Source organism: Bradyrhizobium sp. SZCCHNR2028 (genome assembly GCF_032380995.1).
Classification (GTDB): Bacteria; Pseudomonadota; Alphaproteobacteria; order Rhizobiales; family Xanthobacteraceae; genus Bradyrhizobium.
This window is the reverse complement of record NZ_JAUHJF010000006.1, coordinates 325,626-351,926: the sequence shown is the minus strand read 5'-3', so window position 1 is coordinate 351,926 and position 26,301 is coordinate 325,626. Positions and strand designations below refer to the sequence as shown.

Annotated in this window: 22 protein-coding genes; 7 read left to right on the top strand and 15 right to left on the bottom strand. The window is 65.9% G+C overall.

All coding sequences use genetic code 11. The annotated features are described in order from the left end of the window. Positions 1-12: 12 nt before the first annotated feature. Entirely contained in the window at positions 13-816 is an 804-nt protein-coding gene (locus QX121_RS13610) for a ParA family protein (protein WP_315812184.1), read from the bottom strand. Positions 817-1,267: 451 nt separating this feature from the next. After that, positions 1,268-2,626: a peptidoglycan-binding protein gene (locus tag QX121_RS13605; RefSeq protein WP_315812183.1), complete on the bottom strand. Its 1,359-nt coding sequence runs from the start codon at positions 2,624-2,626 to the stop codon at positions 1,268-1,270. 151 nt (positions 2,627-2,777) lie between these two features. Here QX121_RS13605 and QX121_RS13600 point away from each other — a divergent pair, with 151 nt between their 5' ends. Beyond that, positions 2,778-3,584, top strand: coding sequence for a molybdopterin-synthase adenylyltransferase MoeB (locus tag QX121_RS13600; protein WP_315812182.1), 807 nt, complete (start codon positions 2,778-2,780; stop codon positions 3,582-3,584). 285 nt (positions 3,585-3,869) lie between these two features. Here the strand turns inward: QX121_RS13600 and QX121_RS13595 are convergent, their stop codons facing one another. Continuing rightward, the gene (locus tag QX121_RS13595; protein WP_315735614.1) at positions 3,870-4,871 is read right to left on the bottom strand and encodes a D-glycerate dehydrogenase; all 1,002 of its coding nucleotides are present in this window, start codon (positions 4,869-4,871) and stop codon (positions 3,870-3,872) included. A gap of 413 nt (positions 4,872-5,284) precedes the next feature. Here QX121_RS13595 and QX121_RS13590 point away from each other — a divergent pair, with 413 nt between their 5' ends. After that, complete coding sequence (locus tag QX121_RS13590) at positions 5,285-5,770, top strand: SH3 domain-containing protein (RefSeq protein WP_409997689.1); 486 nt, start codon at positions 5,285-5,287, stop codon at positions 5,768-5,770. A 107-nt stretch (positions 5,771-5,877) separates the two neighbouring features. On the opposite strand, the gene irrA is transcribed toward QX121_RS13590, so the two are convergent. Further along, the gene (irrA, locus tag QX121_RS13585) at positions 5,878-6,348 is read right to left on the bottom strand and encodes an iron response transcriptional regulator IrrA (protein WP_315758200.1); all 471 of its coding nucleotides are present in this window, start codon (positions 6,346-6,348) and stop codon (positions 5,878-5,880) included. Between the two features lie 455 nt (positions 6,349-6,803). Between irrA and fabA the strand changes: the two genes are divergently transcribed. The 4 genes from fabA to QX121_RS13565 all read left to right on the top strand — a co-directional run bounded on the left by fabA (position 6,804) and on the right by QX121_RS13565 (position 11,783). After that, positions 6,804-7,325: a 3-hydroxyacyl-[acyl-carrier-protein] dehydratase FabA gene (gene fabA / locus QX121_RS13580; protein WP_315735612.1), complete on the top strand. Its 522-nt coding sequence runs from the start codon at positions 6,804-6,806 to the stop codon at positions 7,323-7,325. Positions 7,326-7,401: 76 nt separating this feature from the next. Further along, on the top strand, positions 7,402-8,625 hold the full coding sequence (gene fabB / locus QX121_RS13575) for a beta-ketoacyl-ACP synthase I (RefSeq protein ID WP_315812181.1): 1,224 nt from the start codon (positions 7,402-7,404) through the stop codon (positions 8,623-8,625). 147 nt (positions 8,626-8,772) lie between these two features. After that, the gene (gene fabI, locus QX121_RS13570) at positions 8,773-9,573 is read left to right on the top strand and encodes an enoyl-ACP reductase FabI (protein WP_315735608.1); all 801 of its coding nucleotides are present in this window, start codon (positions 8,773-8,775) and stop codon (positions 9,571-9,573) included. A gap of 224 nt (positions 9,574-9,797) precedes the next feature. Then, the gene (locus QX121_RS13565) at positions 9,798-11,783 is read left to right on the top strand and encodes an autotransporter outer membrane beta-barrel domain-containing protein (RefSeq protein WP_315812180.1); all 1,986 of its coding nucleotides are present in this window, start codon (positions 9,798-9,800) and stop codon (positions 11,781-11,783) included. Positions 11,784-11,802: 19 nt separating this feature from the next. Here the strand turns inward: QX121_RS13565 and QX121_RS13560 are convergent, their stop codons facing one another. From QX121_RS13560 to rimP, 11 genes are all read right to left on the bottom strand, one after another. After that, positions 11,803-12,615: a hypothetical protein gene (locus tag QX121_RS13560; RefSeq protein WP_315812179.1), complete on the bottom strand. Its 813-nt coding sequence runs from the start codon at positions 12,613-12,615 to the stop codon at positions 11,803-11,805. A gap of 87 nt (positions 12,616-12,702) precedes the next feature. Continuing rightward, the gene (locus QX121_RS13555) at positions 12,703-13,392 is read right to left on the bottom strand and encodes a hypothetical protein (protein ID WP_315812178.1); all 690 of its coding nucleotides are present in this window, start codon (positions 13,390-13,392) and stop codon (positions 12,703-12,705) included. Positions 13,393-13,653: 261 nt separating this feature from the next. Next, positions 13,654-14,124 (bottom strand): GNAT family N-acetyltransferase, encoded by a 471-nt coding sequence (locus QX121_RS13550; RefSeq protein WP_315812177.1) that lies wholly within the window; start codon positions 14,122-14,124, stop codon positions 13,654-13,656. A gap of 146 nt (positions 14,125-14,270) precedes the next feature. Continuing rightward, the gene (gene pnp / locus QX121_RS13545) at positions 14,271-16,427 is read right to left on the bottom strand and encodes a polyribonucleotide nucleotidyltransferase (protein WP_315758130.1); all 2,157 of its coding nucleotides are present in this window, start codon (positions 16,425-16,427) and stop codon (positions 14,271-14,273) included. Positions 16,428-16,789: 362 nt separating this feature from the next. Beyond that, positions 16,790-17,059 carry a 30S ribosomal protein S15 gene (rpsO, locus tag QX121_RS13540; protein WP_009025947.1) on the bottom strand — a complete coding sequence of 90 codons (270 nt, stop codon included), beginning with the start codon at positions 17,057-17,059 and terminating at the stop codon, positions 16,790-16,792. A 2-nt stretch (positions 17,060-17,061) separates the two neighbouring features. Next, on the bottom strand, positions 17,062-18,168 hold the full coding sequence (truB, locus tag QX121_RS13535) for a tRNA pseudouridine(55) synthase TruB (RefSeq protein ID WP_315812176.1): 1,107 nt from the start codon (positions 18,166-18,168) through the stop codon (positions 17,062-17,064). Beyond that, on the bottom strand, positions 18,168-18,584 hold the full coding sequence (rbfA, locus tag QX121_RS13530; RefSeq protein ID WP_315735600.1) for a 30S ribosome-binding factor RbfA: 417 nt from the start codon (positions 18,582-18,584) through the stop codon (positions 18,168-18,170). Before rbfA ends, truB begins: the two co-directional genes overlap by 1 nt. Positions 18,585-18,746: 162 nt before the next feature. Then, entirely contained in the window at positions 18,747-21,506 is a 2,760-nt protein-coding gene (gene infB, locus QX121_RS13525) for a translation initiation factor IF-2 (protein ID WP_315735598.1), read from the bottom strand. A 94-nt stretch (positions 21,507-21,600) separates the two neighbouring features. Beyond that, on the bottom strand, positions 21,601-22,314 hold the full coding sequence (locus QX121_RS13520) for an RNA-binding protein (protein WP_315735596.1): 714 nt from the start codon (positions 22,312-22,314) through the stop codon (positions 21,601-21,603). Between the two features lie 80 nt (positions 22,315-22,394). After that, positions 22,395-24,017: a transcription termination factor NusA gene (gene nusA, locus QX121_RS13515; protein WP_315735594.1), complete on the bottom strand. Its 1,623-nt coding sequence runs from the start codon at positions 24,015-24,017 to the stop codon at positions 22,395-22,397. A 13-nt stretch (positions 24,018-24,030) separates the two neighbouring features. Beyond that, positions 24,031-24,792: a ribosome maturation factor RimP gene (gene rimP / locus QX121_RS13510; protein ID WP_315812175.1), complete on the bottom strand. Its 762-nt coding sequence runs from the start codon at positions 24,790-24,792 to the stop codon at positions 24,031-24,033. A 423-nt stretch (positions 24,793-25,215) separates the two neighbouring features. On the opposite strand from rimP, the gene QX121_RS13505 reads away from it, so the two are divergent. After that, positions 25,216-26,292 carry a DUF2336 domain-containing protein gene (locus QX121_RS13505; RefSeq protein ID WP_315735590.1) on the top strand — a complete coding sequence of 359 codons (1,077 nt, stop codon included), beginning with the start codon at positions 25,216-25,218 and terminating at the stop codon, positions 26,290-26,292. The last annotated feature ends 9 nt before the right edge of the window (positions 26,293-26,301 follow it).

The window sequence follows — 26,301 nt, the reverse complement described above, 5'->3', positions numbered from 1 at the left end:
AGCAAATTCCAACTACAACCCAGCCTTCCAGTTGATGCCATTGTCGGCCCAGGTCGGGTAGGCCCGCGTCACCGGCAGCTTCGCCTCCTCGGCCTGCGGCGTCAGCATGATCGGGAATTCGACCTCGGCGTGCTCGCTCGCGTCCTTCAGCTCGCCCGCGTCGTGCATGACGTGGTCGCCGGCGAGCTTGCCCGCGGTCCAGCGCCACAGGCTGCGAATCTCCTGCGCCGACTTGCCGGCCGCGTCGAACTCGCTGACGCCGAGACCGGCGGCGAGCGCGTCCTGGTGGTCGTTGCGCATCATGATGAAGGGTTGCGCCAGCACCTCGGCGATGTCGCGCGGCGCGTCGGCGTCGAGCGCGGTCGTCGCGTCGGTGACGCGGTGGCCGCCGCGGATCGGGGCCTGGTTGAGCACGAAGGCGAACGGCTTGCGCCAGGCTTTGACGACGCTGAGCGTCGGTGCCGTCGCCTCGATATCGGCGACGCTCGGCCGCGCCGGAATGAGGCACAGATCGCAGTGGCGGATCGCGGCCGTCGTGGATGCCGTGATGCCGGCCCCGGTGTCGATCATGCAGAGGGTGACGCCATCGCGCTCCAGCGCTTCGAGCCGCGGCTCGATCATCTTCGCATCGTAGACGGCTTCGACGATCGGCTCGCCCGCGGCGCGGCGCGCCTGCCATTTGGTCAGCGTGCCCTGACGGTCGGTTTCGATCACGCGCACCTTGTGGCCGGCCCGCTGGGCCGCCACGGCCAGACCAATCGCCAGCGTGCTCTTGCCGCTGCCGCCCTTCTGCGTGGCCAAAACGATCGTGTACATCGGGAGACAGTCCTTCGGATGTTGACGGAACTTATGAGAACGCCAAAGCTGAGCGCATCGCGATCGCGGTGCAGAGCTATTCTCGCTCAGGACAGTCCCGGCCCGATCCAACTCATGAAGAGCGATCGCGGTGGTCCGAATCAGCACGCCGACAAAACTGTTCGAACTATTTCACGCTCGGCCTGTGCCTGCACAGACCGGTTGACTACGGCGGGAGCCGTTCCGAGTTGATAGCAAGGTGCTAGGAAGTTGAGTGGCAGCGAGCCGCGGGCGAGCGATCGGCATCGCCGAGCATCATCCCATGCAGTCGCGATGCTGCACGTCCGATCCCCGTCGGCCGCCGTTGGGCCCTTAATTTTTTCTAAAACGACATGCTTAACATTGCGTAAACGCTGCCGCGCCGCAGTGCGCAGCGGCATGATCGCGATGCCGAACCGGTTTGGCGCAGGCTCTACTTCCGCACGCAGACCACGCGCACCGTCGCCGCCTTGGCGTCGAGCGAGGTTCCGTCGGGCTTGACGCCATGCGTGGCGAGAAAGGCGCGCGTCGCATCGGCGCTCACCATCACGACCTGTGTGGACGGGATGAGCGCCGTGCCGGCCATGATTCCTGGCTTGAGCAGGGTGACGCCGGCGAACTTGCCATCGCCGTCGAGCGCCGCCGCGCCGGAGAAGCCGAGGCCCGGCGCCGGCGCCAGCGAGGCGTCACCCGCGCCGTTGGCGGCGAGCTGGGCCTTGACGGTGCTGATCGCGGCACCACCGCCCTGGCTCTGCGGATCGGCGATGCCGACGATGTCGACCGACGATTTCGCACGGCCGCCCGACAGCGCCAGCGGCTTCAGGCCGCGCGCGCCGTAGATGCGCAGTAGCGCGAGCCCGCGCTCCTTGTCCTCGGCGACGCGCTCGGCATGGCCGAAGCCGGGAACGGTGATCGCGACGCAGCTGTCGGTGACCTCGCGATCGGCGATGATGGCGCCGTCCTGGCTCGCGATGATGCCGGTGCCGTAATCGACGCTGCGCCGTGGCGCGGGCTGCGCGGCCAATGTCGACGGAAACGCGGTGAACGCGCTCGACATCGCGATCACGACCGGCTCGACCGTGTTCTCGGTGGCCTGGTCGTAGAGGATGGTCAGGATACGCACCTCGTCGCCCCGAAAGGTGCCGCGGATGTAGAACTTCTTCAGGTTCTGCAGCCCGGACAGCACGAAGAAGTCGGGCTTCACCACACTGTAATCGACGGTGCGGCCGGGCTCCTTCTTCTCGCGGTCGGCGAGCGCCGCGGTGGTCGGGTTGGCCTCCTTGCGGCGTGACAGCACGACCTGCACGGTGCCGGTGGGCGAGGTCCATTTCGAGCCGGTGCCGTCGCTGGTCTGTTGCGGCACCAGCTTGGTGGGAATGCCGAGCCGCGCGCCGCTGACCGGTTCGGTCACGAGCTTCCAGCCGACGCCCTCCTGCTTGCGGCGCGCGGTGTCGCCGAGCACGGCGCGCTCCTGCGGGTTCAACACGCCGGTCGGCTTGCCGCCGGCGAGCTTCTGGTACTCCTTGATCGCGTTGACCATGCGCTCGCTGACGTCGCCGGTGATCGCGCCATTGTACTGGCCGACCCAGGCGAGATCGGATTGCAGCGCGAGCCGCTCGGCCTGGCTCATCGCATTGGCGGTGTCGGCGGGAGCCTGCACGCCCGGGCGCACCGGCTGGGTCGCGACGGGCTTGGGCTTGGCGCCCGGCAACGCGCCCTGCGGCGTCTGTGCCTGCGCCGATGCGCACGCGGCGATGGCGCAGATGAAGGTTGCCGAGGCCAGCCGTCTCATGACAAATCCCGATGCTCTTGCCGCTGACATAAATAAGCACATCTGCTTGGTCGGTCACAATCCGGCGAGGGTTCAGTGCGGAGATCCGCCGTCTTCGCTACGGGCCGACAATGGGCTGACAGCGGTGCGGCAGCGGAAGGACGGTGCAACGATGCTGAGCGACGAAGAACTGGAGCGCTATGCCCGTCACATCGTGCTGCGCGACGTCGGCGGTCCCGGTCAGGCGGCGCTGAAGCGCGCCGCGGTGCTGGTGGTCGGCGCAGGCGGCCTCGGCGCGCCGGCGCTGATGTATCTCGCCGCTGCCGGCGTCGGCACGATCGGCGTCGTCGACGATGACGTGGTGTCGCTGTCGAATTTGCAGCGCCAGGTCATCCATGCGACCCCCGACATCGGCAGACCCAAGGTCGAGAGCGCCGCCGAGCGCATCAACGCGCTCAATCCGCATGTGAGCGTCATGGCGCATCGGACCTGGCTCAATGCCGACAACGCGCTCGATCTGATCGGCGCTTATGATCTCGTGCTCGACGGCTCCGACAATTTCGACACCCGCTATCTCGTCTCCGATGCCTGCTTCCTGGCCGCGCGGCCGCTGATCACCGGCGCGCTCGGCACCTTCGATGCGTCGCTGACGACGATCCGGGCGCATGAGCGGGATGAGAAGGGCCAGCTTAATCCGACCTATCGCTGCCTGTTCCCGGAGCCGCCGCCACCCGGCACCGTCCCGGCCTGCGCCGAGGCTGGCGTGATGGGGGCGCTCGCCGGCATGCTGGGGTCGATGATGGCGCTGGAGGCGATCCGCGAGATCGTCGGCTTCGGCGAGGGCCTGGTCGGCCGGCTGCTGATGCTGGACGCGCGGACGATGCGCTTCGAGACCCTGCGCTATGGCCGCGATCCGACGAATCCGCTGAACGGGGATGGGCCGGTGATTGCGGATTTGGGTGCGCATCAGAAGCCGTAATGCGGTGAGAACCGCGCCAAGTCCTCCGTTGTCGTCCCGGACAAGCCCGGCGACGCGAGAGCGTCGGCGGGCGCCGATCCGGAACCCATAGCCACCGCATTCGGTGATATGCGCGGAACGTGCGGCCTGCCTGTTTCAGATATCACGCGGTATGGGTCCCCGCGTTCGCGGGGACGACACATGTGATGAGGTGCCGGGCTTGACACCCACTCCGCTGCCGTCGTGGACAAGGTGCAGCGCGATCGCGTCGGGGACACCGACTAAGAGGCTGGCGGATCGATCGGCCTACAGCATGCTCGGCAGCACGCGGTCCGGCGGGCGGTGGTTGTCGAGGAAGGTCTTGATGTTGATGATGACCTTCTCGCCCATCTCGACGCGGCCCTCGATGGTGGCCGAGCCCATGTGCGGCAGCAGCGTCACCTTGCCGGCCTTGGCGAGTCGGACCAGGCGCGGATTGACCGCGGGCTCGTGCTCGAACACGTCGAGACCGGCGCCGGCGATGTCGCCGGCCTCGATCTGCCGCGTCAGCGTCTCCTCGTCGATCACCTCGCCGCGCGCGGTGTTGACGATGTAGGCGTCCTTGCGGATCAGCTTCAGCCGACGCGCCGATAAGAGATGGAACGTCGCCGGCGTGTGCGGGCAGTTCACCGAGATGATGTCCATCCGCGCCAGCATCTGGTCGAGGCTTTCCCAGTAGGTGGCGCCGAGCTCGTCGGCGATCACCGGGGCGACCGGGCGGCGGTTGTGATAGTGGATCTGCAGGCCGAAGGCGCGGGCGCGCCGCGCCACGGCTTGGCCGATGCGGCCCATGCCGATGATGCCCAAGCGCTTGCCGCCGATGCGGTGGCCGAGCATCCAGGTCGGCGACCAGCCCGCCCAGTTCTTGCCCTCGGTCAGGATCGAGGCGCCCTCGATCAGCCGCCGCGGCACCGCGAGGATCAGCGCCATGGTCATGTCGGCGGTGTCCTCGGTGAGGACCTTCGGCGTGTTGGTGACGGTGATGCCGCGCGCCACCGCCGCCGCAACGTCGATATTGTCGACGCCATTGCCGAAGTTGGCGATCATGCGCAGCTTGCAATCGGGCTGATTGAGAATGTCGGCGCTGATGTGGTCGGTGACGGTCGGAACCAGCACCTCGGCGGTGCGCACGGCGTCGGCGAGCTGTTCCTGGCTCAACGGCTCGTCGTCGAGATTGAGCCTGGCGTCGAACAGCTCGCGCATGCGGGTCTCGACCGAGTCCGGCAGCTTGCGTGTCACCACGACGAGGGGCTTTTTCCTACCTGACATATGCTGCTCTCATGAGATCCTTCAGACCTCATTAACCGGGTTCGCCGAAACTACCGTCGTCGCCTGAGAGCGGCGCTTCCCTGGACTGGTCGTGTCGGATCTCGCAGGTGGGCCGATCCGTTCCTGACAGGGCTTCGCGAGCGATTCTCAGGCGCTTCCTGGCCGCTTGTGTTCGGTCCTGTCTAGCAGAAGGCCGGGCCAAGACAAGAAGCCAACGGCGGGTCGGGACTGGCGCTTTCGGCAAGCCCTCTCTGTGCACGAAGGGGGGCAGCCGGGCAGTTCGATGGGGATCGGGCGAAGGATCGCAACGCAATCCGCTTTGATCGGAGCGCGCGTCGGTCCTTTCGAGGGAGAGTGAGTTGAGTAAATTGACGTTGTGGCGTTTCGGTGCAGTCGTGGTGCTGCTGGTCTGTCTGTTCGACGTTGCCGTCGGCAGAGGGGGCGTTGCGGCGAAGGACTCCGTTCTCACCACCAGTGGCCTGCCGGTGCCGCGCTATGTCAGCCTGAAGTCGGATCATGTGAACGTTCGCGCCGGTCCGACCAAGGACAACGACGTGGCTTGGGTCTATACACGCTCCGGCCTGCCGGTCGAGATCACCGCGGAATATGAGAACTGGCGCCGCGTGCGCGATTCCGAGGGCTCGGAGGGGTGGGTCTATCACTCGTTGCTGTCGGGGCGCCGCACGGCGGTGGTCACGATGAAGAACAAGGACGATCTCGCCCCGATCTATGAGAGCGCCGACGCGGCGAGCGCGGTCACGGCGCGGCTGCAGGCCGGCGTCGTCGCGCAGGTGAAGAAATGCGGCAATGGCTGGTGCCGCGTGCTCGGCAATGGTTTCGAAGGCTGGATCCAGCAGCAGCGGCTGTGGGGCGTCTACGCCGACGAACAGGTCAATTGAAGGCCCAGGTCAGTGCAAGGCGCTGACCTCCATCCTGACGCGCTTCCGACACAAAAATGCCCGCAGCGGGCGCGGGCATGATGCCTCGATGAAGATGTTCCGGAGGCTCAGCGCTTCTTGCGCAGCCGGACGACCATATCGATCCGGGCGATCTCGTAACCTTCGGGCGCCTCCGGCAGCTTCGACAACGCCAGATGCTGGTCAGGGATATCGACCAGCTCGTGGTTGTTCTCGAGATAGAAGTGATGGTGGGCCGTGACGTTGGTATCGAAATAGGTCTTGGTGCCGTCGACGCTGACCTGACGCAACAGGCCGGCATCGGTCAGCTGGTTCAACGTATTATAGACCGTGGCGAGCGAGACCGGAACCTTGGCCAGCGTCGCTTCCTCGTAGAGCATTTCCGCCGTCAGATGCCGCGCACCCTTGCCGAACAACAGCCAGCCAAGGGCCATGCGCTGGCGGGTCGGGCGCAGCCCGGCCGCCTGCAGCATCTCGTTGACGTCGTGCCATGGGCAGCCGTTGAGGGCTGGCTGCCGGCCGTTCCCGAGATCCGGGCTGCCGCGGTCATGACCACTCATCGAGGCGTTGTTGCTGACATCCACTTCAAGCACCGCACAATTCGCTCTCATCTATAATCGATATAGGAAGAAACCCATTCAGATGCAAGCTTATCGCAACTAACGTATCTAGAACGCCCCTAAACTGCATTTACCGCCCGGTTCGGGCGCGGGCCCCGGTGCTGCGTCGATTTACCTGGATACGCGCATTGACGCCGCAATCCTCTATGTTAGAGAGCGCCCGGACCCGATTTGCCCTGCCATGGTGAGCGCCGGCGGCCGTGATGGCCATGTGCGCGAATCCAGGCGTCGTTAGGCCCGCCGCTGACAACGGTCATGTTCGCCAGGTGCGATGGCCCAGCCTTCGTGCCGACGCGATGACCGGCCAGCGCGGCGCGGAGGGGGGCGGCGCGCGGGAAGGGTCCATGTCGCGCGGCACAAATTCCACCGGGGATCGTTGAGAAAGGCCACCAAGCATGCTGGATCGGCGCAGCGCATATGAATACGAGGACCTGCTGGCCTGCGGCCGCGGAGAGCTGTTCGGCCCCGGCAATGCGCAACTGCCGCTGCCGCCGATGCTGATGTTCGATCGGATCGTCGAGATCTCCGAGACCGGCGGCGAGTTCGGCAAGGGTGTCGTCCGCGCCGAGCTCGACGTGAAGCCGGATCTCTGGTTCTTCGGCTGCCATTTCAAGAATGATCCGGTGATGCCGGGCTGTCTTGGCCTCGATGCGATGTGGCAGATGGTGGGCTTCTACCTCGGCTGGACCGGCGGCGCCGGGCGCGGCCGTGCGCTGGGCCTCGGCGATCTCAAGTTCTCCGGCCAGGTTCTGCCGACCGCGCGCAAGGTTGTGTACAATGTCGACATCAAGCGCGTGATGCGCTCAAAGCTGGTGCTCGGTATTGCCGACGGGTGGCTTTCGATGGATGGCGAGATTATCTATCGCGCCAAGGACCTGAAGGTCGGCCTGTTCAAGCAGGACGCCGCGCCGACTTGAACCAGCGGGCTGCGACCACAGACAGTGCAGCAGGCACGGCTGCAACAGAACACACGAACAAAGTGAGGCGGACATCATGAGGCGGGTTGTCATCACGGGCATGGGCATCGTCTCATCGATCGGCAACAACACCCAGGAGGTGCTCGCCAGCCTGTACGAGGCGAAGTCCGGCATCTCCCGTGCTGAGAAATATGCCGAGCTTGGTTTTCGTTCGCAGGTGCAAGGTGCGCCGACGCTGAATCCCGCCGACGTGGTCGACCGCCGCGCCATGCGCTTCCTCGGCGAGGGGGCGGCGTGGAATCATGTCGCCATGGAGCAGGCGATCCTCGATTCCGGGCTGGAGCCGACCGACGTCTCCAACGTCCGCACCGGCATCATCATGGGCTCAGGCGGGCCATCGACGCGCACGCTGGTGGAAGCGGCCGACATTACCCGCACCAAGGGCCCGAAGCGCGTCGGTCCGTTCGCCGTGCCGAAGGCGATGTCGTCGACGGCCTCGGCGACGCTGGCGACCTGGTTCAAGATCAAGGGTGTCAACTACTCGATCTCCTCGGCCTGTGCGACCTCCAATCATTGCATCGGCAATTCCTACGAGATGATCCAGTACGGCAAGCAGGACGTGATGTTCGCCGGCGGCTGCGAGGAGCTCGACTGGACGCTGTCGGTGCTGTTCGACGCGATGGGCGCGATGTCGTCGAAGCACAACGACACGCCCGCCACCGCGTCGCGGCCCTATGACGTGACGCGCGACGGCTTCGTGATCGCAGGCGGCGCCGGCGTCCTCGTGCTGGAAGCGCTCGAGCATGCCAAGGCGCGCGGCGCCAAGATATACGGCGAGATCGTGGGCTACGGCGCGACGTCCGACGGCTACGACATGGTTGCGCCTTCCGGCGAGGGCGCCGAGCGCTGCATGCAGCTCGCGCTGTCGACCGTGAAGACCAAGATCGACTACATCAATCCGCATGCGACCTCGACACCCGCCGGCGATCCGCCGGAGATCGAGGCGATCCGGAAAGTGTTCGGCCGCGGCGAGAAGTGTCCGCCGATCGCCGCGACCAAGGCGCTGACCGGCCACTCGCTCGGCGCCACCGGCGTCCAGGAGGCGATCTATTCGCTGCTGATGATGAAGAACGGCTTCATCTGCGAGAGCGCCAACATCACCGAGCTCGACCCGGCCTTCGCCGACATGCCGATCGTCCGCAAGCGCATCGACAACGCCAAGCTCGGCACCGTGCTGTCGAACTCGTTCGGCTTCGGCGGCACCAACGCGACACTGGTGTTCAAGCAGCTCGACGCTTAAGATTTCCAACAGCACTGGTTTCGTCGGCATCATGGCCGGGCAGCAGCGCGAAGCTCATTCTTCGCACCGATGTCCGGCCATCGGCGTCTCGAAGGCGGAACGATCATCCTGGCTGGGCCGATCCCGGCATGACGAAGGAGAGACATCATGCAGGGTCTGATGGCAGGCAAGCGCGGCCTGGTCATGGGCATCGCCAACGACCATTCGATCGCCTGGGGCATCGCCAAGACGCTGGCGGCGCATGGCGCCGAGATGGCCTTCACCTATCAGGGCGACGCGCTCGGCAAGCGCGTCCGTCCGCTGGCCGACGAACTCGGCGTCAAGCACGTGCTGTCCTGCGACGTCGAGGACATCGCCAGCGTCGACAGTGTATTCACGGCGCTCCGGGAGGCCTGGGGCGGGCTCGACTTCGTCGTCCACGCCGTCGCCTTCTCCGACAAGAACGAGCTCAAGGGCCGCTACGCCGACACCTCGCGCGAGAATTTTGCGCGCACGATGCTGATCTCCTGCTTCTCCTTCACCGAGATCGCCAAGCGCGCCGCCGAGCTGATGCCGGAGAGCGGCGGCAGCATGATCACCTTGACCTTCGACGGCTCCAACCGGGTGATGCCGAACTACAACGTGATGGGCGTTGCCAAGGCCGCGTTGGAAGCCTCGGTGCGCTATCTCGCCGCCGACTACGGCCGCCGCAGCATCCGTGTCAACGCGATCTCGGCCGGACCGGTGCGCACGCTGGCGGGCTCGGGCATCGGCGATGCCCGCTTCATGTTCGCGTTCCAGCAGAAGCACTCGCCGCTCGGCCGCGGCGTGACCCTGGAGGAGCTTGGCGGCTCGGCGCTCTATCTGCTGTCGGAGCTGTCCGGTGGCGTCACCGGCGAGATCCACTACGTCGATTCCGGCTACAACGTGATCTCGATGCCGCGCCCCGAGGATCTCAAGGCGGACTGACCTCCGCGCGCATCGGCGGTATCAGGGGAACGCGAGACTCCGTCCCCCGATCGACCCAAATTTTCCCAGTTGAAGACAATGTTCCTGAACGGCTAATCAGGAAGCATTGGTGCAACTCCTGTTGGTTGTTGCGACGACGCTGCGATGCATCATGACCGGTGCATCGGCCGCGGCCGTCAACCAGCCGCTCGCGCCGGCAGCAAGACAAGTCGTGGGGGCGATTGATGCTGCGTTCGAAGGCCCGTGTCATCGCTCTCTGCGCGATGACCGGCATTGTGCTTGCGGCGGGGAACGCCGGGCCGGCGCAGGCGCAATCGAGCGTCTGGGACTCCACGATCTCCAACACGAACTGGTATGTGCCGACGGCGCAACTGCTCGCCTACATGTCGCCGAAGACGGGCTTCTCCAATCCGATCCCGATCGGTGACCAGACGTTGTGGACCTTGGGCACCGCGACCAACGGCGCCTTCACCGGGACCAGCGTCGCGCAGCTCAGGATCGGCCTGGCGCTGCTGACGGACACCTCGACCATCCAGGGCTTCGTCACCACCAGCGGCCAGATCACCATGCTGTTCACGCCGACCGGCGGCGGCACCGTGACGGTCGGACTCGGCTATATGCGCAACGTCAACGGCGTGACCAGCATGGAAATGCAGATGATCACCGGCGACAGCCTGCTGGTGACGCATTGGGCCTACATGCTGCCCTATGATCCCGCGACCTTCACGCCGCCGCCGTCGGCGCCGGTGCCGGCCAATTCCGTGCCGCAATGGGCGTGGACCGCCGGCACGCCCTGGCGGATCGTCAGTCCCACATTGTTCGGCACGCAGGCGCCGGGCCGTTTCGTCATCACCAACTATCAGAACGGCTATTTCTGGGGTGCGGGCGTCGCACCGCCCGGCAGCGCCGCGGCGGGCTTCACGCTGCTCGGCTCGGTGACTCCCGAGGGCAGCGTGCTGTTCAACACCCTCTCGCGCGGCACCCTGACCAGCCTCTATGGCACGGCGAGCGGCAACGCCGCGGGCGCGCAGATGCTGGTGTCGACCTACGACCTTACCGGGAATTTGACTGGAGGACTGGCGACGATGTCGCTGATCCAGCCTTACGCGGAAACGCTGCGGTCTGCAGGCGGCCGCGTCGGCCTGGAAGCGGCTGACGTGTTGTACCGGCTGTCGATGACCTCGGCCGGCTGGACTGGATCGATGGTCTCGGGCTTTGCCGCGCTTGATGATCTCAGCGGTCCATCTCTCAGCGCTGCCGTGAAGCAGACGTTGCCGGTGCTGACCGGGGCGGCCTCGCAGGCGACCCATGTCAGCCAGCAGGTGTTCCGGCAGACGATGACCAACAGGCTCGATGATGTCAGCAGCATCGGCTGGGCCGCTGGTCGCAATGTCTGGATGCAGCCTCTCGGCGGCACCGCGCAGCAGGCGGGGCGCGATGGCGTTCCCGGCTATGACGCCTCCGGCGGCGGTCTGGCGTTCGGCGCCGACGTCGCAGTCTCGTCCCGCGCCATCATTGGCGGCGTTCTCGGTTATTCTCATCACACGATCGCCGGAAGCGACGCCGCCGTGCCGAACCGTCTCGGTCTCGCTTCCTATCAGCTCGGGCTCTATGGGGCCTACGCGATCACCCGTGATGTCACCTTCGACTATCAGCTCGATGGCGGATTGAGCGATAACGGCGAAAACCGGTCGCTGAGCTTCATGGGTACATCCGCCGGCGGCAGCTATCGTTCCTACAGCGGCCATGCCGGCGCAGGCATCAAGACGCGCATTCCGCTGCAAGATGGCGTCGCCCTCGTTCCAGCACTGCGCCTGGACTACGGCACGGTTCGCAGCAATTCCTACGGCGAGAACGGTGCCGGCGGTTTCAGCCTCAACGTCGATCCTCAGATCTATCAGGAGCTCGTGACGACGGCGCAGCTGAAAGCTATCTACGCGCTCACCGGGCAGATTCGTCTGACCAGCGATATCGGCGTCGGCTACAACGCGCTGAATCAGCCGCTGCAGATCAGCGCGGCGTTCTCGGGCGGCGGCGAGAGCTTTGTCACCCATGGCCTCGGCCTGTCGCCATGGATCTATTCGGCGGGCCTTGGTCTTGTGGCCGCCGGCAATGACCGGCTCGACCTCAGCATCCGCTACGGCATCAACGCGACATCGTCGGGTCTCGTCCAGCAGTCGGGCCACGCGGTGCTGAAGATCAGGCTGTGACGCGCCTGAGCTCGTCGTTCTATTCGCGCCCGAAATAGGCCGGCAAGCGCTGGTCGAGCCCGAACTTGAGCATCGAACGCGCCATGTCACGCAGCACATTGTTGTTCGCAGCCTCCGGCGGCGAGGCGGGGAATGCGGAGATGTCGACGTCTCCGGCGTGAGACGGCGGGCCGACGCCGGAGGTCAGCCGTGAGAGCAGCGACTTCGAGCTCATGGCAGGCTCGCGCGTCTCGAATGTCGCCCCGTCGTAGAGCTGGATATCGAGCATGATGAAGACGTGGCTGATCCGGCCAAATCCCTCGCCCCTGTTGATGACACCGACGCCGGTAACCTCGTCGTTTGTCGACGGTTCGCTGTCGGTCCGGCGCGTGATCACGAGGTAACGAGCACACCCCACCGAGCCGGCCACCTTCCTGACGATGGGCGTGAGCTTCCCGTTCTCAGCCTTGATTGGGGGCGACTGATAGAACGGATCGAATGCGCCCTTGGGGACGCCGATGCGGCGGATTCCGGCATCACCCGCGGCTGCCTTCACACGCGCGTAGACGATGTCGTCGAAGCCCCAGGGCACCGGCACTTCGGCGTACTCGTTGCCCAGGCGGGTCATGCCGTTCTTCTGCACCGTGAAGACATCGCCGAGCGCGGCGATCACCCCGATGTCGCACGGTCCGCCCTCGCGGAGGGCCGTCGCCGGCTTGGCGGCCTTGGCATTGCTGCCTGCTGGCTTCGCGGGCTTAGCATTCAGCGGTGCCGGGGCCGATTGCGCCAGGGCATTGGTGGAGGACCAGAGCATGGCAATGATGAGCGCAGCAAATCGGCGAGAGATGGTCACTGGGAGAGCTCGTCGCAGGGAGGAAAAGGATCAAGCCAAGGGAGCTCGAAGGGAGCTCGTTCGAGTCGTCCGAAGTCTGCGCCCGCATCATTCGATCTTCAGATAGCTCGGCAGGTCGCGATCGAGCTTCGCCGCGACCAAGGTGCGCAGCCGCTCGCGCAGGACGGTGCTGGAGGCCGCAGCCGCGAGAGGCTCGGGGAAGTCGGCATTGTCGAGCTTGTTGAGAGGGTCTTCGGTGAGCCTCATGGTCTCGGCAAGCCTGGCGCCGGTGTCGGCCGAGAACGAGCTGATCTTCTCGTAGGACTGGCCGTCGATGAGCGTGATGTTGACGTTCGCAAACAGATGCGAGTGCCTGAGGATCGATCCGACCCCCTGATTGTAGGCGCCGATGCCTCTGAGCCTCAGGGTGGTGTTGGGAATGGTCGTCTCGAACCTGGTGACGACGAGATAGCGCGCGCAGCTCGCATTCGTCGTGACGTTGCGCACGATCGCGGTCAGGCTCTCCTTCGGATCGGGCAGGAAGCGCGATGTCGGGTGGTAGTAGACCTCGAACGCGCCTTTCGGATAGCCGATCCTGTGCACGGTCGGGTCGCCGCCGGTGGCCGCGCGCACGCGCGCCATGGCGAGGTCGTCCAGTCCCCATCCCGGCAACGTGACTTCGTCCTCTTCGGTTTCAAACACGGTGAGACCGAACTTGCTGACGGCGAGCTGGTCGCCAAGTGCGGAAATGACGCCAAGACGGCACGGACCACTTTCGATGGCGCCTGGTTTCGCCATCGCCTTTGTCTTTCCGGAGGGTTTCTTGGCCGCGGGCGCGGCCTTGGGCGCCGTTGTTGACGGAGCCTGGGCCCAAGCCCCGGTTGCGAAGGCAGCGGCGAGGGCGACGAGCGCAAGGCGGCGGATCGACAGGTGCGGAACGGACATGGGTACGGTTCGAGAATGCGAGGTCGTCGCGAACTCGAACTTAGTTCGCCTGCGAAGGCGCACGCAATGGTTTCCGGTCGCCACGCGTAAGATTTGCGCTTGCACGCCCTGCGATCAGGAGCCCGCCGCCTGACCGTCACGCTTCCATCGATAATATTTCATGATCCGGCCGTGCAGCGGGTCGGCTTCCTCCTTTTCCAGCACGAAGCCCTCGCGCTCATACCAGCGCCAAGCCTTGTCATTGCCCTTTGCGCAGCGCAGCCACACTTCGTCCGGCAGCAGCTCGCGGGTGAAGGTGAGCAGCCGGCGGCCGAGCGAGCGGCCCTGATGGGACGGGGCGATCATCAGCTGGTCGAGATAGAGCGCGGGGACGTTGATCGCGAGCATCGCGGCGAGGCGGCCGCCGTCGTCGGCGACATACAGGCTCCAGCCGCCAGCAATTTCACGCGGCACGCGCTCCCTGAGGAGCGCGAGCAGCCTCTCGCTCGGGGTCTCCAATCCGGTCGAGCACCAGCTCTCCATCCAGAGCCTGGCGACGGCGTCGTATTCGTCCGGGCGGGCAGGGCGGATGATAGGATGGAGCATGTGTGGTGACCTGAAGCGAGGTGACGGCTTGGCCTCTGCATCCGCAGCCGTGACCTGGGACGCGTGAGGGTGCGCGACCAATAGGACAACAAAAAAGGGCGGCCTGAAAGCCGCCCTTTGTATTTCATTCGAAGGGTGCGCCGGCTTTACTCGCCGGCAGCTTCGCGCGCCTCGGCGGGCGCGTCCTTCTGCTTGGCCTCGAGATCCTCGCCAGTGGTCTGGTCGACCGCCTTCATCGACAGCCTGGTCTTGCCGCGGTCGTCGAAGCCGAGCAGCTTGACCTTGACCTTGTCGCCTTCCTTGACGACGTCGGAGGTCTTCTGCACGCGCTTGTCGGCGAGCTGCGAGATGTGCACGAGGCCGTCGCGGGTGCCGAAGAAGTTCACGAAGGCACCGAACTCCATCACCTTGACGACGGTGCCGTCATAGACCTGGCCGACCTCCGGGTCGGAGGCGATCGACTTGATCCACTTGATGGCGGCCTTCATCGCCTCGCCGTCGTTGGAGGCGACCTTGACGGTGCCGTCGTCCTCGATGTTGACCTTGGCGCCGGTCTTCTCGACGATCTCGCGGATCACCTTGCCGCCGGTGCCGATCACTTCGCGGATCTTGTCGGTCGGGATCTTGAAGGTCTCGATGCGCGGCGCGTATTCGCCGAGCTCGGCGCGCGCGGCGGTCAGCGCCTTGGACATCTCGCCCAGGATGTGGATGCGGCCGTCGCGGGCCTGGCCCAGCGCAACCCGCATGATCTCCTCGGTGATGCCCTCGATCTTGATATCCATCTGCAGCGAGGTGATGCCGCTCTCGGTGCCCGCGACCTTGAAGTCCATGTCGCCGAGATGGTCCTCGTCGCCGAGGATGTCGGAGAGAACCGCATAGCGGCTGCCTTCGAGGATCAGGCCCATCGCGATGCCCGCGGTAGGCCGCTTCAGCGGCACACCGGCATCCATCAGCGCCAGCGACGAGCCGCAGACGGTGGCCATCGACGACGAGCCATTCGACTCCGTCACCTCCGACACCACGCGCGTGGTGTAGGGGAACTCGTGGTGCGGCGGCAGCACCGGGTGGATGGCGCGCCAGGCGAGCTTGCCGTGGCCGATCTCGCGACGCTTGGTGCCGCCGAGACGGCCGGTCTCACCGACGGAGTAGGGAGGGAAGTTGTAGTGCAGCAGGAACGTCTCTTTGTACGTTCCCGACAGCGCGTCGATGTACTGCTCGTCCTCGCCGGTGCCGAGCGTGGTCACGACCAGCGCCTGGGTCTCACCGCGGGTGAACAGCGCCGAGCCGTGGGCGCGCGGCAGCACGCCGACTTCGCAGACGATGTTGCGCACGGTCTTGGCGTCGCGGCCGTCGATGCGCTTGCCGGTGTCCAGGATGTTCCAGCGAACGATCTTGGCTTCCAGCTCCTTGAACACGCCGGAGAGGCGGAGCTTGTCGTATTTCGGCTCCTGCCCTTCCGGGAAGAAGTGCGCCATCACCTTTTCCTTGACGGCGCCGACGGCGGCGTAGCGCTCCTGCTTCACGGGAATCGCATAGGCCTTGCGCAGGTCCTGCTCGGCGATCCCAAGCATCTCCTTCTCGATCGCGCCGTTGTCGATGATCGCGACGTCGCGCGGCTCCTTGGCGGCCTTCTCGGCGAGCTCGATGATCGCATTGATCACCGGCTGGAAGTGACGGTGACCGAACATCACCGCGCCGAGCATGATGTCCTCGTTGAGCTCCTTGGCCTCCGATTCCACCATCAGCACCGCGTCGGAGGTGCCGGCGACGACCAGGTCGAGCTGGGTGTCGGCCATCTCGTCGAGGGTGGGATTGAGGATGTATTCGTCATTGGCGAAGCCGACGCGAGCGGCGCCGATCGGGCCCTTGAACGGCACGCCCGACAGCGTCAGCGCGGCCGACGCGCCGACCAGCGCCACGATGTCCGGATCGTTCTCCATGTCGTGCGACAGCACGGTCACGATGACCTGGGTCTCGTTGCGCCAGGCGTCGACGAACAGCGGGCGGATCGGGCGGTCGATCAGGCGGGAGACCAGCGTCTCCTTCTCGGTCGGACGGCCCTCGCGCTTGAAATAGCCGCCGGGAATGCGCCCCGCAGCGTAGGTCTTTTCCTGGTAGTCGACCGTCAGCGGCAGGAAGTCGACGCCTTCGCGCGGCGCCTTGGCGGCGACGACGGTGGCGAGCACGACGGTCTCGCCATAAGTGGCGACGACGGCGCCGTCGGCCTGGCGGGCGATCTTGCCGGTTTCAAGCTTGAGCGGACGCCCGCCCCAGTCGATCTCGACGGAATGCTTGGTAAACATGGGTATCTTCTTTCATGAGATGATCGAAGGCGGACCCCGCAGAAACAAAAAAACCATGCGCAAGATTGCAGGGCGCTGGATTGCGATCAGCGCCCTGCGATCCTGCCATGGTTTTCTTATTTCGGATGGCGTCCATCCTTCTCGTAAGTAACGGGCACCTTGCCCGTCACGCCCAGCGGCCGGATTGCTGCTGAGGCGTACTGCACGGTCCGGGCAGGATCAGTCGAAGAGCGCATCTGCCTCTTTCCAGATCCAGCCAGACCGCATGATCCCGGATTCGCGAACGCCGCGATCGAAGCGGCGTCCTCGGCATCATGCCATCAACGCGCGCAACACCGCGCGCGCTCATTCCCAGTCGAAGCTCAACGGCGAATGTTGTGCTTCTCGAGCAGCGCCTTGTAGCGCGCCTCGTCGTTCTTCTTCAGATAGTCCAGCAGCGAACGGCGGGTCGAGACCAGCTTCAGGAGGCCGCGGCGGGAGTGGTTGTCCTTGCCATGGGTCTTGAAGTGGCTGGTCAGGTTGTTGATGCGTTCCGAGAGGATCGCAACCTGCACCTCGGGAGAACCGGTATCACCGGCCTTGGTGGCATTCGCCTTGATGATTTCCGCCTTGCGCTCTGCGGTCACCGACATCGTCAGTCTCTTTCGTTGCGACCGGAGCTGGCAGTCAGTCCGGTCAGGTTGAACACGCGCTTGGGGATGAGTTCGCCATTGCCAATTTCGGCAAGCGCCAGAAGGCGGCCTGCGACCGTGACATAGACTGTGCCGCTACTATTGGGCGCATCCCGTCCGCGCAACAAGACGGCCTGGCCCCTGTGGAGCCTTGCCGCATCAGCCCGAGTGACGGCCAGTGCCGGGATGTCGTCCAGCGCGGTCTCAACGGGCAAGAGTGCGTCGGCGAGGCTTCCCTCACCGGACGCGGCTCTATTGCACAAAGCCTCCAACTGTTCCAGCGGAATCATGTCGTTCTCGGTAAACGGACCCACCAGGGTCCGCCGGAGCGCGCTGATATGGCCGTAACAGCCGAGGATTCGGCCCATGTCGCGGGCCAGCGCCCGGACATAGGTTCCCTTGCCGCATTCCGCCTCGAACACCGAATGGTCGGGGTCGGGCTGGTCGACGAGGGTCAGTTCATGGATCTCGACCGGGCGCGGCTGGAGCTCGACGACCTCGCCGTCGCGGGCGAGATCATAGGCGCGCTCGCCCTGGACCTTGATCGCGGAATAGCGCGGCGGCGTCTGCTCGATCCGGCCGGTAAATTGCGGCAGCAGCGCCCGGATCGCCGCGGCATCCGGCCGGCTGTGACTGGTCTCGACGACCCGTCCTTCGGTGTCGTCGGTATCGCGCTCCTCGCCCCAGGTCACGGTGAAGCGATAGCGCTTGCGGCCGTCCATCACGAACGGGACGGTCTTGGTGGCTTCGCCGAGCGCGATCGGCAGGCCGCCGGAGGCGAGCGGATCGAGCGTGCCGGCATGGCCGGCGCGCTTGGCCTGGAACAGGCGCTTCACCACCGCCACGGCCTGGGTCGAGGTCATGCCGATCGGCTTGTCGAGCACGACCCAGCCATGGACGTCGCGGCGATCGCGGCGTGGCTGGTTGCCCTGACCGTTTCCTTGGCGCTGCTTGTTGCGCGGATCGTTGTTGTCGCGCGGCGGGCGTCCGTCGGCAGAATGGATCGTCTTGGCGGCGGTCGGTTCGGCGCTCGGCGCGTCGACAGTGCCGGTTTCGGGGGGAATGGTCATCAGCTCTCTTCCGAATCCGAATTGAGGTCTCTCTGCACCGCGGGTGTTCGCAGTAATTTCTCGATCCGTTCCGCTTCGTCGAATCGCTCGTCGACGCGGAAGCGGATGTCAGGTGCAAATTTCAGGTTAACGCGCCGCGCGATGTCGCCGCGCAGGAACTTCTTGTTGCGCTCCAGCGCAGCGAGCACGACGTCCGTATCCTGTCCGCCGAGCGGCATGATGTAGATCGTGGCGAGCTTCAGGTCGGGCGACATGCGGACTTCGGGCACCGTAATGATGTGTCCCTCCAGGTCCGGGTCGTGCACGTCACCGTGGCTGAGAATGTCGGCGACAGCGTGACGCACGGTCTCGGCCACGCGCAACTGACGCTGCGAGCCGCCGGAAGCGGCGCTTCCCCTCTGGTGATGGCGAGGCATTTTTCAAAAATCCAATGGATCGTCGCCCGGCGTGAGCACGGGCGAGAGGATCATTCTGATTGAGTTCAACGACGCTTCGTTAAGTTCAAGGGACGCAGCGATTCCGCATGCGCACGGAATCGCTGCTCACTCGAATTGCAGCGCGCTCTGTAGGATTCGGACTTACAGCGAGCGCTGGATGGTCTCCACGCGATAACACTCGATGACGTCGCCGACACGCATGTCGCCGTAGCTCTCGAAGGCCATGCCGCATTCCTGGCCGGCCTGCACTTCCTTCACTTCGTCCTTGAAGCGCTTCAGGGTCGACAGCTTGCCCTCGTGAACCACGACGTTGTCGCGGATCAGGCGGACATTGGCGCCGCGCTCCACGGTGCCGTCGGTGACGCGGCAGCCGGCGACCTTGCCGACCTTGGAGATGTTGAACACCTCCAGGATCTGCGCATTGCCGAGCATGGTTTCCCGAAGCGTGGGGGCCAGGAGACCGCTCATCGCCTTCTTCACGTCATCCACGAGGTCGTAGATGATATTGTAGTAACGGATCTCGATGCCGTTGCGCTTGGCGAGCGCGGCCGCTTCCTTGTTGGCTCGTACCGAGAAGCCGATGATCGCGGCGTTGAAGCCTTCGGCCAGCGTCACGTCGGACTCGCTGATGCCGCCGACGCCGGCATGCAGGATGCGGGCGGCGACCTCCTCGGTGCCGAGCTTCTCCAGCGAGCCGAGAATGGCTTCCAGCGAGCCCTGCACGTCGGCCTTGATGACCAGCGGGAATTCCTTGCGGCCCGCAGTCTTCAATTGCGACATCATCTGTTCGAGCGAACCGCGCATGCCGGAGATCGAGGCTGCCGCGTTCTCGCGCTTCTGGTGCGCGCGATAGCTGGTGACCTGGCGGGCACGGGCTTCGTTCTCGACGACGGCGAGACGATCGCCGGCTTCCGGCGGACCGTTGAAGCCGAGCACCTCGACCGGCACCGACGGGCCTGCCTCCTGCAATGTCTCACCCTGATCCGAGATCAGCGCGCGGACGCGGCCCATCTCGGCGCCGGCGACGATGATGTCGCCGACCCGCAACGTGCCGCGCTGGACCAGCACGGTGGCGACCGGGCCGCGGCCACGATCGAGCTTGGCTTCGATCACGGTGCCTTCGGCCGGGCGATCCGAATTGGTCTTGAGGTCGAGAATGTCGGCCTGCAGCGCGATCATTTCGAGCAGACGATCGAGGTTGGTCTTGTTCTTGGCGGACACCTCGACGTCGACGACCTCGCCGCCGAGCGATTCGACCTGCACCTCGTGCTGGAGCAGCTCGGTGCGGACGCGCTCGGGACGGGCGTCGGGCTTGTCGATCTTGTTGATCGCGACGATCATCGGCACCTTCGCCGCCTTGGCGTGGTTGATGGCCTCGATCGTCTGCGGCATCACGCCGTCATCGGCCGCGACCACCAGCACCACGATGTCGGTGACCTTGGCGCCGCGGGCGCGCATCGCGGTGAACGCGGCGTGGCCGGGCGTGTCGATGAAGGTGATCTTCTTGCCGGAATCCGGCGCGGTCACCTGATAGGCGCCGATGTGCTGGGTGATGCCGCCGGCTTCGCCGGAGACCACGTTGGCGTGGCGCAGCGCGTCGAGCAGCGAGGTCTTGCCGTGGTCGACGTGGCCCATCACGGTCACGACCGGCGAGCGCGGCTCGGTGTCGGTCGAATCGTCGACGACGTCGAACAAACCCTCTTCGACGTCGGATGCCGCGACGCGCTTGACGCTGTGGCCGAGCTCCTCGGCGATCAGCTGCGCGGTGTCGGCATCGATCACGTCGGTGATCTTGTGCATCGCGCCCTGGCGCATCAGCAGACGGATCACGTCGACCGCGCGCTCCGACATGCGGTTCGCCAGCTCCTGGATGGTGATGGCTTCCGGAATCGTCACCTCGCGGACGAGCTTCTCCTTCTGCTCGTTGGCGGCATGGCCCTTCAGGCGCTGCGTGCGGCGGCGGAACGAGGCGATCGAGCGCTCGCGCACATCGTCGGCCGTCAGTGCCGTGACCACCGTCAGGCGGCCGCGCTGCTTCTGCGGACCCGGCTTGTGCGTGGTCTTCGGCGGCGGTGCAGGACGTGCGGCTCCGCCGGGACCCCTGCGGATCTGGCGCGGACCCTCATCCTCGTCCGGACCGGCGGCAACCGCCGCTGGCGCGCGGCCGAGCGGACCGCCGGCGGCAGGACGGGCGCCTGCCGGGCGTGCGCCCGCCGGCTGAGCGCCGCCGGGCCGCGAGCTCGGACCACCAATCTGCTGCGGCCGGCTGCCCGGTGCGCCGACGGGCCTGCCGGGGGCGGGCGTCGAGCGGGCCGGTGCGGTCGCGGCGGGCTGCGGCGCGGATGTCGCCGGACGGGGCGCCTCGCCTTCGCCGAACCGCTTCTTGGCCTCGAGCTCGGCCTTGCGTTTGGCTTCCTCTTCGTGGCGGTGCCGCTCTTCCTCGGCCTTGCGGCGCGCCTCGGCAGCCTCACGCTCGGCGCGTTCGGCGGCTTCGCGCTCGGCACGGCGGCGCGCTTCCTCTTCGGCCTGGCGGCGTTCCTCGATGTCGCGCACGCGGGCATCGGCCAACGCGCTGGCGCGCGCCGACCGCTCGTCCTCCGTCAGGGTGCGCAACACGACCCCGGATCCGCCGCGCTGCGACGAGCCGGATGGGCGCGGTCCGGATGAGCGCGGCGATGGCGGGGGCGGCGGCGCCTTGGCGACGGTCGGCTCCGGCGCATGCGGAGCATCGGGCCCCCCATCGCCGACGCGGCGCTTGCCGCGCTTCTCGACCACCACCTGCTTGCTCCGGCCATGTGGGAAGCTCTGGCGTACCGTGCCGGTCTCGACGCGCGGCTTCAGCGTCAAGGTCTTGCTCGGGACACTCAGTTTCTTGTCGCCCGGAGTGTTGTTGTCGGCCATTCAGTCGTCCTAATCTCGTTACCAGCGTGCGGGCTACCGCACCGTCTCATTCGTGCAATCGTCGCGATGTCTTCGTAGCTATGGCTTCAAAGTGCTATGTCTTCGAAGTCGAAGCAGATTTCGTGGCCGCGGTTCCGGCAATCTTGTCAGCGTCGGCCGACCGGTATCGGACCAGTGTCTGGCTGCGCGACAGGAATGTCCTGCTCGCCGGGCCTGCGAGCACGGCAGCATGTATCACATTTGAGCGCCCAAGTGCCAAATCCAATTCTGCCGAAGTGAGACAGCAGATGATCGGAATTGTCGGGGCTTGACCCTGGTCCCCGTCGTTCGGCCGCACCAGCGCGTCGAGCTTGCGGATCCCGTCGGCTGCGCCATCCGCGGCATGGACGAGGGCAGCCAATGTCGACCGCGATTGCCGCTGCGACAGCGCCGCTTCCACCTTGGAGAAACCGGAGACGACCTGGCCGGCCTTGGCGGCAATCCCCAGCGCTTCGATCGCGCTGCGGGCCAGCAAGGCTTCCAGGTCTTCGGCAAGGGTCGGCGGGACGCGGACGTTGGTCTTGAAGCCTCGGCTGAAATGGTGACGCCGCACCGCCTCCGCAACCGCCTGGCGCGAGGCGGTGATCCACAATCCCCGACCGGGCAGCTTGCGCTTGATGTCGGGCACGACCTCGCCCGACGGGCCGACGACGAAGCGGATCAGCTCGCCGATCGGCCGCACGTCGCGGCTGACCGCGCACATGCGCATGGTCGCGGACTTCTCGGTCCGCGGTCCATTGTCGAGCTCGGGGTCGGCCAAAGCGAGCATGCGGTGATGCGGCTCCTCATCTCAAGCGAGCTGGGTCAGGGTGGGGGTCATCGTGCCGTCCATGGGGCGAGCCAAACGGGTCAGGCGGGCTGTCCTTCGGTCGCTTCGTCCTCATTCTCGGCTTCCGCTTCGGTCTTGGCGAGGTCGGCCTCACTGATCCAGCCGGCCTTGACGCGAGCCTGCATCACCATGGCTTCGGCGTCGTCGCGGGAGACATCGAGACCGTCGAGAATGCCGGCGAATTTGGTGGCTTCGCCGCCCTCCTTGCGCTCGGTCCAGCCGACCAGATCGTCGGTGGCGCAGCCCGCGAGATCCTCGACCGTCTTGATGTCGTTCTCGCCGAACTTGACCAGCATCTTGGTGGTCACGCCGGGCACATCCTTCACCGCGTCCTCGACGCCGAGCTCCTTGCGCTTGGCCTCGAGCTCGGCTTCCTGCTGCTCGAGGAATTCGCGGGCGCGGGTCTGCAGCTCGGTCGCGGTCTCCTCGTCGAAGCCCTCGATGCCGGCGAGATCCTTGAGGTCGACCAAAGCGAGCTCCTCGACCGAGGTGAAGCCTTCGGACGCCAGCAGCTGGCCGACGACCTCGTCGACGTTCAGCGATTCCATGAATACGCGGGTGGAATTCTCGAAGTCGGCCTGACGGCGCTCCGATTCCTCCTGCTCGGTCAGGATGTCGATGTCCCAGCCGGTCAGCTGCGAGGCGAGGCGGACGTTCTGGCCGCGGCGGCCGATGGCGAGCGAGAGCTGGTTGTTGGTGTCGGGCACCACGACCTCGATGCGCTCGCGGTCCTCGTCGATGACGACCTTGGCGACTTCAGCCGGCGCCAGCGCGTTGACCACGAAGGTCGCGATGTCGGGCGACCACGGGATGATGTCGATCTTCTCGCCCTGCAGCTCGTTCACCACGGCCTGCACGCGCGAGCCGCGCATGCCGACGCAGGCGCCGACCGGATCGACCGAGGAATCGCGCGACACGACGCCGATCTTGGCGCGCGAGCCGGGGTCGCGAGCGACCGCCTTGATCTCGACGATGCCGTCATAGATTTCCGGCACTTCCTGCGCGAAGAGCTTGGCCATGAACTGCGGATGGGTGCGCGACAGGAAGATCTGCGGGCCGCGGGTCTCGCGGCGGACGTCGAACACATAGGCGCGGACGCGGTCGCCGTTGCGGAACACCTCGCGCGGCAACATCTCGTCGCGGCGGATGATGGCCTCGCCGCGGCCGAGGTCGAGGATCACGCTGCCATATTCGACGCGCTTGACGACGCCGTTGACGATGTCGCCGATGCGGTCCTTGAACTCCTGATACTGCCGGTCGCGCTCGGCCTCGCGCACCTTCTGCACGATGACCTGCTTGGCCGACTGTGCGGCGATGCGGCCATATTCCAGCGGCGGCAGGGTGTCGGCGATGGTGTCGCCGATCTGCGCGCCCGGATTGGCGCGGCGGGCATCATCCAGCGAGATCTGGTTGGAGGGGTTCTCGACCTTCTCGACCACCAGCATGTGGCGCGACAGACGCAGCTCACCCTTCTTCGGATCGATCTCGGCATGAACGTCGGTCTCGCTGCCGTAGCGGGCGCGGGCGGCCTTGGCGATCGCGTCTTCCATGGCGGCGATCACGATGCCGCGGTCGATCGACTTCTCGCGCGCGACGGCGTCGGCGATCTGCAGCAGTTCCAACCGGTTGGCGCTGACGGCCATGGTTCAGTCTCCTCTAATCAGGATCGATCTCGCCTCTGCGCGCGCGATCGGCGGCGAGGCGATGTTTCTTGGTGTTGGTCGGCAGCGGCTTCTTGACCGGCTGCTTGTCCTTCGATTTCGGTTTTGGCTTGGCCTGGGCCGCCGGCTTGGCGTGCGGCGCCAACGGTGGCGCCAGCCCGAGGTCGCGCTTCTTCTCGCGCTCGGCGGCCTTGCCGCGGCGCATGGATTCGGCGATCAGCTCGTCGGTCAGCACCAGCTTGGCGTCGCCGATGTCGGCCATCGGCAGCACGACGTCCGGCTCCTGGTCCTTGGCCACGTCGTCGCGGGTGATGCGCACGCCGTCGCCTTCGACGCCGGCGATGATGCCGCGGAAGCGTTTGCGGTTCTGATGTGCCACCGCCATCTCGATCTTGACGAGATGACCGGCGTGGCGGGCGAAATCGGAACGGCGGACCAGCGGCCGGTCGATGCCCGGCGAGGAGATCTCGAGCCGGTAGGCGCGGTCGATCGGGTCGGCGATGTCGAGCACCGGCGACAGCGCCCGCGACACCGCCTCGCAATCCTCGATCTGCATCGTGCCGTCGGGACGCTCGGCCATCACCTGGACCGTGCAACCACCTTCGCCCGAAATGCGGATCCGCACCAGGCGGTACCCCATTCCCTGCAGCACCGGGTCGGCCACCGCCGCCACGCGCGCCGCAACGCCCGGCTCGACGACGAGACGGGGCTCGGTCAGGAGGTCGGTGTCAGCGGCTGCGAACGTAGGTTCCGTCATCGAGGCGTCGATCGCGTGTCTTGCTTGGTTGGGCCGTGGGGCCTGTTCGATCGCGCTCACCGGACCGATCCCGCCCGCGGCGGAGCGATCCAGGTAACAAAAAAGAGCGGGTCCGGAAGGGCCCACCCTCACTACGCGATCGTATATGAGATGATGTTTGATGGCGCTCATATAGCCGCTTTGCCGCCTGACGGCAAGGGTCGTGTCGGCTCAAACGGGGCCTGGAACTGGGAATTCATTCCGCGCCGAGACCGCGGATCGGATCGTTTTCCCCGACCGGCAACGGCTGAATGCCGCAGGGTCTAACCCTTCATTCACCAAGATCGCTTAAAAATAAGCTGAGTTCGCGCTTTTCGCCCCGTCGTCATGCCGCAAGGAGCGGAGCGCACGGAAACGTGTCGTGTTGCGTATCGAGTAGACGTCATGACCCCCGCTACCGCGCTGATCCCCGGCCTCGGCGGGATCGTCAGGCATGGCAATGCTGAACGCGGCCTTGAGGCCACGCGCCGCATCGCCGACCTGTTCTTCGAGGATGCGACGAAGCTGCGTCCCGAGCACATCAATCTGTTCGACGGTCTCCTGATCGATCTGGTCCCGTTCGCGGATCTGCCGACGCGGATCGATCTGGCGGAGCGGTTGTCGCGGCTCCTCAGGGCGCCACGTGCCGTCGTCGGCCGGCTCGCGCGCGACGACGAGGTTGCGGTGGCGGGTCCGCTGTTGCGCCGCTCGCTCGTGCTCGACGATCCCGCGCTCATCACTATTGCGCGCGACAAGAGCCAGGGTCATCTGCTCGCGATGGCGGAGCGGCCGCGCCTGTCGGCTGATATGACGGACGTGCTGGTGCGCCGTGGTGATCGCGACGTGGTGCGGCGGACCGCTGCCAATGATGGCGCAGCGTTTTCCCCGCGCGGCTACGCCGCGCTGATCCACCGCGCGAGTTCCGACGGCGTGCTGACCCTCACGGTCGGTCGGCGCGACGATGTTTCCGACGATCATCTGAAACAACTGCTGGCCGGCTCGCTCGATGTCGTCAGGCGGCGGCTGTTCGATGTCGTGCGGCCGGACAAGCAGGCGAGGATCAAGCAGGCTCTCGCCGAGCTTGCCGATGCGGCGCGCGCAACGAACAGCACGCGCAATTTCGTGCCCGCGCAGCGGACCATCCTGTCGCTGTATGAAGCCGACGCCTTGGACCAGTCGGCGCTGTTCCGCTTCGCATCCGAGCACAAATACGAAGAGGTCATCGCGGCGCTCGCCGCAATGACCGGACTTAAGATCGCGACGCTCGACCGGCTGGTGTCGGGCGATCGTCACGATCCGCTTCTGATCCTGGGGCGCACGATCGGGCTCGACTGGCGCACCGTGCATGCACTGATCCTGCTGCGCCTCGGACCGAAACGCGTGCCGGCGCAGCGCGACATCGATGCGATCAGGGTCAACTACGCGCGCCTGCTGCCATCGACCGCCGAGCGTATCGTCGCGTTCTGGAAGACACGACATTGAACGACGTCG